This window comes from Terriglobales bacterium (assembly GCA_035764005.1).
In the GTDB taxonomy this organism is placed as follows: domain Bacteria; phylum Acidobacteriota; class Terriglobia; order Terriglobales; family Acidobacteriaceae; genus Gp1-AA112.
The window spans coordinates 61,624-69,611 of record DASTZZ010000027.1; the positions used below are offsets into that span (position 1 = coordinate 61,624).

A 7,988-nucleotide genomic window follows, 5' to 3' on the forward strand; every position below is an offset into this window, starting at 1 on the left:
AAAAGGCTGCTCAGGCGTACAATTTAGGAAGGGTAAGTCTGTCCATTACATGGGCGTCGCGAGGCTGCAGCTCTGCATCGAAATAGTCAAGCTGCGGATTCGTGAGTCGCGCATCCAATACTTCGGGAGTTGAAGCTTCTCTTCTTAATCGATCCACATGACCAGTCTCGGTGTACGCCTGTCTTCTCTTGTTCTTATTAGCTCCTTGTTCGGCTTCGCTCAAGCTCCCACGAATCAGAATCCCGGAGTCACGCCGCCGGCCAAAGCGCCTGCCGCCCAGGCCCCGCAGAATGCGCCGACGAATCAGAATCAGGCGCCAGACACGGTTGCTCCTCCCGCGAAGAAAGGACAGCAGCCTCAGCCTTCGGCGACAAAGCCCTCCACGGACAGCACTCCGCCCGCAGAACGTGATCGCGCGCAGGCTTACTACCACTACGCGCTCGCGCACATGTATGAGGAGATGGTCTCGGTTTACGGCCACTCGGAATACGCGAGCAAAGCCATCGACGAATATAAGCTGGCGCTTCAGAACGATCCCGGGTCCGAAGAGCTAAACGCCGGACTTGCTGAGCTTTACTTCAAAACGGGACACATCCGCGACGCCGTGACCGAATCGCAGGAGATCATCAAGCGCGATCCGAATAATCTGGATGCCCGCAAGCTCTTGGGGCGAATCTATCTGCGCTCGCTGGGCGACATCCAAGGCGGAGCGCAGTCCTCCGACATTCTGAAGCTAGCCATCGAGCAGTTCAGCCAGATTACGCGGCTCGAGCCTGACAATATCGACGATCACCTGCTGCTCGGCCGCCTTTACATCATCGACAAGGACTACCTGAAAGCCGAAGGCGAATTCAAAGCCGCGCGCAAGATTCAGCCTGATTCGGAAGAAGCCGTCATCAATCTCGCGTATCTGTACAACGAAGAGGGTGATAACAAGAAAGCCGTCGACATTCTGCAGTCGCTGCCCGACGCCGCGCGCAGCGGCAAGCTTTACGCTGTGCTCGGCTACACCTACGAGCAGCAGAAGGACTACAAGCAGGCGATTAATTCCTACAAGCACGCCCTCGACATCGACAAAGATAACCTCGATGCGCAGCGCGGGCTCGCCAGCAGCTTGCTCGGCGACAACCAGATCGACGCCGCGCTCGATCAGTACAAGCAGGTCGCCGACGCCGATCCGCAGGACGCTCAGGCTTATCTGAAGATGAGCGAGATCTATCGTCGCGAAGGTAAGTACACCGACGCGATGGCGACGCTCAAGAAGGCCGACTCGCTGGTGCAGGACTCGCTCGAAGTCCCATACAACGAAGCGCTGATCGATGAAGCTCAGGGCAAGTACGACGAAGCCATCCAGATCCTGCAGGACCTGATCGATAAGAACCAGAAGCCGGCTGCGACCTACAGCAGCAGCGAGCGCAATAATCGCTCGGTGTTCCTGGAGCGCCTGGGTTCGATCTATCGAGAGACTGGACGCGATCAGCAGGCGATCGATACCTTCCGCAAGATGCTGGAGCTAGGCGACGACAGCGCCAAGCGCGGTTATGGCCAGATCATCGATACCTATCGCGACGACAAGCAGTTCAATCAAGCGGTAGCAACCGCCCAAGAAGCTGTCAAGGCGATGCCGAAAGAGACCGACATGCGCCTGGTGCTCGCCGGTCAGCTTGCCGATAACGGCAAGGCCGATGAAGGCATCGCGATGGCGAAGGAACAGCTCAAGGGCGGCGCCGATGACCGCGACGTGTACCTGGCAATTTCGCAGATTTACGCTCGCCTGCGCCGCTGGTCCGACGCCGAGCAGGCCCTCGACAAAGCCAGCGCCCTCTCCAATAAGCCCGAGGACAAGAGAGCCGACAACTTCCTTCGTGGCTCGTACTTGGAGCGGCAGAAGAAATATGAGCCGGCCGAAGAGATGTTCCGCAAAGTTTTGGCCAACGATCCACGTGACGCCGGCGCTTTGAACTATCTCGGCTACATGCTGGCCGACCGCGGCGTGCGCCTGGAAGAAGCGCTGCAGCTCATCAAGCGCGCCGTACAGGAAGAGCCGCAGAACTATGCGTATCTGGACTCGCTCGGTTGGGCTTATTTCAAGCTCGGCAACTACGAGATGGCAGAAGAGAACCTGCGCAAGGCCATGGACCGCAACAGCAAGGATCCAACTGTCCACGACCACATGGGCGAAGTCTATGCCAAGACCGGGCGCCTGAAGCTGGCAGCCGCTCAGTGGGAGCGCGCGCTCGAAGAATGGAACCGCTCGCTTCCGGCGGATGTTGAGACCAACGACGTGGCTCGCGTTCAGAAACAGCTTGAGAGCACCAAGGTCAAGTTAGCCAAGCAGCAGGGCGGCGACAAAGAGTAACGCCCTGCTCAATTCTGTCATTCCGAACGGATGCTCACGCGCAGTTTGCGTGAGCAGGAGTGAGGAATCCCTACAATCTTTCCATAGCTTCGAGTGCAGCCGTTCGTAGGGATTCCTCAGGCCAAAATCGGGCCTTCGGAATGACAGCAGAAAAGCTTACCTCGCCGCTGCGAACTGCTCTTTCCAGTTCTGGAACGGCTCGCGCGTTGATTTCCGGAAGCTCTCGATCAGCTCACGAACTTTGCTGCGGCGCGAAATAAGCTGCTCGATCAGGCGCTCCATTTCGGTGAGACTTGAGCCGTACCACTCCGGCGGCACCGATTCTGCAATCTCCCAAAGCACTCGCGGATCGAAGTTCTCGATGCGCGAGAGCCACGGCTCGAACGACTCCCATCCATTCACCCCGGCATAGACTTCGTTTCGCGGGTAAACTCCGCGCAAAGGCGAATCAGGAAAATCCCAGTCGCCGGCATTGAAGCAGTAGCCCTGATCGATGAACGTGGCCGTGTATTTCTTATCGCGCGTCTTCTTCCAAAAAACTGCCTGCCGGCCATTGGTGTTGCAGGTCCACTTATCGAGCGCGAGCATGCCGGCGAAATCGTTGAGGTTGCGGACGCGATCAAGCACGGCAGCCGGTAAATAGTCGAAGACCGTACCTTCGAGCGGCTCGATGACGAAGCGGATCGCCAGTGCGAGGCCGTGTTGGCAGGGAACACTGGATGAACCGGTACGAATCCGAAGCTCAGGAGTGTTCTCGATGAGCCACGAGCTCACTTCAATCAGTTCCGTAATGGGAACAGGCAACCCAATGCGCTCGGCGATGCGCGTCGCCAGCAGTTCATTGGCGAGCACGCGAACGTGCTGAGGATTGTTCTGAAATTTGACGATGTAGTAGCGGCCATCGTCGGCGTACATGAGATGGCTCTGCGCGCCTCCACGCATGGGACGCAGATGCTGTTTGGCCCGGATCACGGTAAGGGAAGGATGATACCCGAAAAAGCGCCGATTATCGTTCCGCCGGCTCGGCCGCGTAGCCCTTCATGAACTCTTCCACGCTGCGAACGTAGACATCCGCAAAGTCCACAATGGGGCGGCGTTTCTGGATCAACTTCTTGGCGTCTGAGAGCTCCCATCCCATGGCGCGCATGATGGCCAAGGTCATCATCGGCGCGCGATGCACGCCGGCTGCGCAGTGAATGAAGACTTTTCCCTTGGGATGTTCGAGGGCCTCGAGCGCAAACTCCACGCCACGCTGGAATAGCTCAGGAGGCTTTGGTTGGAAATCGTCGTCAGTGGGATTCCAGAGGACGCGGATGCCGTAGGGCACGCCGAGGTGGCGGTCGTCGAACTCGATCTGCATGTTGATGATGTGGGTTACGCCCTGGTCCACCACCTCGATCATTTTCACTTCATTCCAGATGCCCCCACCGACCGCAATGCGATCGGTGACCCACGTCATGTCCATATAGCCAGCTTACAACATGGGTAAATGCCCCTTTAGTTACGGATGGCTTTGTCCACAAGCATGACGGGAATGTCGTCGATGATGGGGTAGACGAGATTGCATCGGTCACAGCGCAGACCTGTCTGCTCGGAAGTGAGCTTCACTGGCTCTTTACATGATGGACAAACAAGGATCTCGAGAAGTTCCTGGGCGATCGCCATAGAGGCAGTTTAACTCCGGCTACTTTTTCGTCCAGCTCCTGCCGGCGTTCAGAGTGGTCCAGCTTCCGTCGGGAGTGGTTACAGTGAGTGCATTTGCACTATCAAGCCGGAGCGCGTTGATTGGCGACTGCCACGGGCCGTCAACTCTGGCCCAGGATTCACCGGCATCGGAGCTGTGAAAGAGCACCGGACGCTGCTGCCACTGCTTCGCCGACAGGTCCGGCTGCGCGCCCGCCGCCCACACTTCGATGCCCTGTGCTGCGACTGCCCGAATCGACACTCCCGGCGCAGGCTCGATCGAAGTGAACCGGCCATCGCCTGACTCTCGCTGCAGCTTGCCATTCGACGAGATCGTCCAGTGGGCGATCGGTGTAAACGCATGAACTGCGCGGGTGCGAACCGGTCCTCCAAGAGCGGAGGATGCGATCGCCTTCATCTCGGCCGGTGAGGCAGGCCGCTGCAGGCTGGCACTCGTGGGGCCATTGTATGTCGACCTGTCCAGTTTGGCCGTCTCCGCGGTTGTCTGCAGTTGCGCGTTTGATCTTGCTTCAAGTGCCGGTTGCGCAGAAGGGGAAGGAGCGGGAGCGCCTCCAACCACACCACCCGCTGCCGCGACGTCAGAAATTGTGCTCGCCTTCGCATCTAGAGGCGCAGGCGGAGGTGATGGTGGCGGTGCTACCGCATTGGAAGCCATAAATCTATCAGCAGCGTTTGATGGTGGGAGCCTGGTGGGTCGCGAACGGCCAACAAGGCCGCCGAGAACTGCGTCACGTTGCGCCTTCTTTAATTGCGGTTCTACTCTGCGAGCATCTGCCATGACTCGAGATTGAGGATTGGCTTTTCTGGAATTCGCAGCGTTCATCTGCGTCTCAGCTTTCACTTCTGTCTTGGGAACCTCAGAATTCTGTTCGGTTGCAGGCTGCGCAGCAGGCGTAACAGATTTTTCCTGTATTTGAGAAGAAGATGATGCGACCCTAAATGTCGGTCGATTCTGGTGCTCGTACGAAAGCACGCCTATGCCAATTGCGACCGCCAAGGTCGCCGCTGCAGATGCCCACTTTAGTGCCATTGGGAATCTGACGCCACGGCCGCGAGACGGCAGCGCAACTGGACTGACTGGCTCGGCGGACGTCGCAAGCGACACAGTCTGCCTGCATGCTGGGCAGACTGCCAGGTGCGAGAGAACCTGCTGCCTCTCTGAGCCGCGCAATCCCTGCTCAGCGAACGCCACCAGAGTATCCGCTGAGGGATGCTCGGCCTCGGCGGCCACCTGCTGCGCCGCAAGCCGCTGCTTCATGATGTTGCTCACACGATCCAAACTGCCTCAATTCTGCTCGTTAACGGTTGAACGCCGGAATCCCCGCTTCTTGCGCGACGATCAGCAACTCACGAGCTGTTTTCTGCCGGAGGCTGCAGGCGGGAGCGCACGTCTAGCGCGAAATCACGCACGTCGGCCTCAAGCGCCTCTTCTGCCTGGCGACGGCTCATGCCGCGCCGCTCAAGTTCTTTGCGGATGCGCTTGCGCACGTCCTTGAGCAGCTTCTCCAGCTTGCGGCTGATAGTTGATTCATGGACGCCCAGCATGCGTCCGATCTCCGCCAGGCGCCGGCCATCGAGAAAATAGGACGAAAGCAGAAATCCCTCTTCTGGCTCGAGTGCGCTCAGCACCTGATCTGTGGCTTCCGCGAGGCGAGAATCTACCGGGGAGGACTGCTCCGCGACAGGCGCAGCATATTGCGTTCCGTGCTCCTCTTCTTCCTCCTCGATGCTCACCAGCCGCTTCCCTGCCCGAATCTGATTCACATAGCTCTGCGACAGAACCATCCGCAGCCAGCCGGCCAGCGAACCGCGTCCGGAGTAAAGCGCAAGCTTCGATCTGCGATCTTCAGGGCCGCCCAGCCCGTATAGCTCGGCATAGAGCGAATCGGCCAGCTCGCGGCCCACCGACTCGTTCCGAGTGATGCTGCGCGCCGATTGATAGATCGATTCGCGATAGCGAGTGAGAAACACGTCCCAGGCGTGTTGATTGCCGGCTGCGCATCCGTGCGCCAGCGCTAGCTCATCGAGCTTGAGTCCTGAAAGGAAGCCGGAGATTTCGTCGGCATCGGCCCCGCTCATCTCCTCGGTCCGGCTGACGACCCGCTGAAGAATCTCCGTGAATTGCTGCTGGGAGAGCGAGTATGCCGAGGCGCTGCTGCGTTCATAAAGCTCAGTCGCCTGGTGAGCGTCGATTCTCACCGCGGCAACTGATGTCGAACGGCTACTGCTTTGGGCCACGGGCATATAGGACGAGACTTGCCGCTGAGGCGGATGGTAGCAAATTTTCCTGCAAGGCGTAGGTGAATAAGCGTTCTTCTCTCAAATTCGCGAGGACCCTCCCCCGCAAATGCCTCGCAATTGGGTGGTGATGGAGGTGAAGCATGTCTCGGCCTTTATTGTCCCGATTTGGAATTGCACTGTTGTTCCTCGCCTGTGCCTCGCTGGTCTGGGGAGGCAATCCCAGCCCCAGCTACAAAGTCCTGAATCCGATCTCGCACGGCAATCTAACCATCTTTCCAGTGGTTAGCTCCTACGAGCACGACACCAGCGAGTTCATCACCTTGGACGATGGCATTCGCTCAGGTGAGATCGTCATCACCGAAGCTGGACGCATCGGCGGGCTGATTCGCGGACCGCACCATCACATTCCTGTTTCCGGTCCGCAGGTGAACAATCTCGTTCTGATCAACAACTCGAAGCATCCGCTCATCCTGCTCGCAGGAGAAATCGTCACGGGCGGCAAACAGGATCGCGTAGTCGGCAAAGATCGTGTGATTCCCGCTGAGAGCGATCCTGTCGATCTCGGCGTCTTCTGCGTAGAACCCGGACGTTGGACGGAAAGTTCGGCGCAGTTCTCCAGCATGAAGTCGCAGATGGCGCAGCCCAGCGTGCGCAGTAAAGCCATGATCGCGCAGAACCAGCAGCAGGTGTGGGATTCAGTAGGAGCTGCGAACGGAGCAATCCATGGCGCGATCGGAGGACCCGTTACCGGCGGACTAGCTTCCGCCGCTCCATCGTCCTACGCGAAAACCTTCGAAGACGAGAAGGTGCGCAGAGTGATCGCGGAGCAAGCCGCTCCGGTAGAGCAGTCCTACAGCTCGCTGATGAAGCAGCTCCGTGACCAGCATGCGGTGGGAGTGGTCGTCGCCGTTGGCGGACAACTCATCTGGGCCGACCTTTTCGCCAGCACCAGCCTGCTGGAAAAATACTGGCCCAAATTGGTCCGCTCGTACGCGGCTGAAGCCATCACCTCCGGAGCAACAGCCAAGCCCGTGACCGTCGGCGAGGCTCAGCAATTTCTCAATCGGACCGAAGGCACGCGCGAAATGATCGAAAGTGAGCCTGGAGTCTATCGCCAATCAGAAACAATTGCCTCTAATTTCAAGCTGTTCACCCTCGTCTCTCTACTGCCTGGGACCGGCTTCGATCTGCATATCAGCAAGATTGCCGACGCGAACGCAACAGTTCCCGAAATAGGAAAGATGAGGCCCGTGGGAGTCTGGAGCGAAGTGCGGTAGAGGGAAGCAGAGGGAACAGGTTACAGGGGACAGGAAAATAAAATTTTCACTACAGCGACGAAGCAAGAAAAATGTTCCTACCGCTGTGAAATTTTGTCCCGCCGCAGCCCTGTTCCCTGTCCCCTGTCACCTGTTCCCTGCACTTAATGAAACCGAGCAGCCTCTGCTTACGTACAGTAAATATGCGGGTCTAATGCAATAGGGACCATGAAGGTAACCGAGAAGGACAACCTTGGTCATACGACTGTCGATACTTACTTTCGTGTGTTTGAAAAGAGGAATCTGCAACAAATGATGACCCAAGTGAGTCTAATGTTGCAGGAAGCAAGTAGGGTCGGAGGTGACCTGAAAATGGTGGAAAAGTTCTCACTCGCCGAGTTGTCCGCCCTGCGGAACGAGCTCATGCA

Annotated in this window: 8 protein-coding genes; 3 read left to right on the top strand and 5 right to left on the bottom strand. The window is 58.0% G+C overall.

All coding sequences use genetic code 11. The features are described from left to right. The first annotated feature begins 157 nt into the window (after positions 1–157). Positions 158–2,359, top strand: coding sequence for a tetratricopeptide repeat protein (locus VFU50_05110; GenBank protein ID HEU5232218.1), 2,202 nt, complete (start codon positions 158–160; stop codon positions 2,357–2,359). A 156-nt stretch (positions 2,360–2,515) separates the two neighbouring features. Here VFU50_05110 and VFU50_05115 read toward each other — a convergent pair whose 3' ends face one another. The 5 genes from VFU50_05115 to VFU50_05135 all read right to left on the bottom strand — a co-directional run bounded on the left by VFU50_05115 (position 2,516) and on the right by VFU50_05135 (position 6,262). Then, entirely contained in the window at positions 2,516–3,331 is an 816-nt protein-coding gene (locus VFU50_05115) for a HipA family kinase (GenBank protein ID HEU5232219.1), read from the bottom strand. 34 nt (positions 3,332–3,365) lie between these two features. Then, complete coding sequence (locus VFU50_05120) at positions 3,366–3,818, bottom strand: dual specificity protein phosphatase (protein HEU5232220.1); 453 nt, start codon at positions 3,816–3,818, stop codon at positions 3,366–3,368. Positions 3,819–3,856: 38 nt separating this feature from the next. Further along, on the bottom strand, positions 3,857–4,024 hold the full coding sequence (locus VFU50_05125; protein ID HEU5232221.1) for a Trm112 family protein: 168 nt from the start codon (positions 4,022–4,024) through the stop codon (positions 3,857–3,859). A 19-nt stretch (positions 4,025–4,043) separates the two neighbouring features. Next, the gene (locus tag VFU50_05130) at positions 4,044–5,321 is read right to left on the bottom strand and encodes a zf-HC2 domain-containing protein (GenBank protein ID HEU5232222.1); all 1,278 of its coding nucleotides are present in this window, start codon (positions 5,319–5,321) and stop codon (positions 4,044–4,046) included. 89 nt (positions 5,322–5,410) lie between these two features. Then, positions 5,411–6,262: a sigma-70 family RNA polymerase sigma factor gene (locus VFU50_05135; GenBank protein ID HEU5232223.1), complete on the bottom strand. Its 852-nt coding sequence runs from the start codon at positions 6,260–6,262 to the stop codon at positions 5,411–5,413. Positions 6,263–6,444: 182 nt separating this feature from the next. On the opposite strand from VFU50_05135, the gene VFU50_05140 reads away from it, so the two are divergent. Both VFU50_05140 and VFU50_05145 read left to right on the top strand, forming a co-directional pair. Next, positions 6,445–7,581, top strand: coding sequence for a DUF6569 family protein (locus tag VFU50_05140; protein ID HEU5232224.1), 1,137 nt, complete (start codon positions 6,445–6,447; stop codon positions 7,579–7,581). A 207-nt stretch (positions 7,582–7,788) separates the two neighbouring features. Next, a partial coding sequence (locus tag VFU50_05145) for a hypothetical protein (GenBank protein ID HEU5232225.1) occupies positions 7,789–7,988 on the top strand: 200 nt, incomplete at its 3' end.

What these genes read in the sequence shown, in the direction of transcription:
- VFU50_05140 (HEU5232224.1), top strand. Translation starts at nt 6,445, where the DNA reads ATGTCTCGGCCTTTATTGTCCCGATTTGGAATTGCACTGTTGTTCCTC.
- VFU50_05120 (HEU5232220.1), bottom strand. Translation starts at nt 3,818, where the DNA reads ATGACGTGGGTCACCGATCGCATTGCGGTCGGTGGGGGCATCTGGAAT.
- VFU50_05125 (HEU5232221.1), bottom strand. Translation starts at nt 4,024, where the DNA reads ATGGCGATCGCCCAGGAACTTCTCGAGATCCTTGTTTGTCCATCATGT.
- VFU50_05110 (HEU5232218.1), top strand. Translation starts at nt 158, where the DNA reads ATGACCAGTCTCGGTGTACGCCTGTCTTCTCTTGTTCTTATTAGCTCC.
- VFU50_05130 (HEU5232222.1), bottom strand. Translation starts at nt 5,321, where the DNA reads ATGAAGCAGCGGCTTGCGGCGCAGCAGGTGGCCGCCGAGGCCGAGCAT.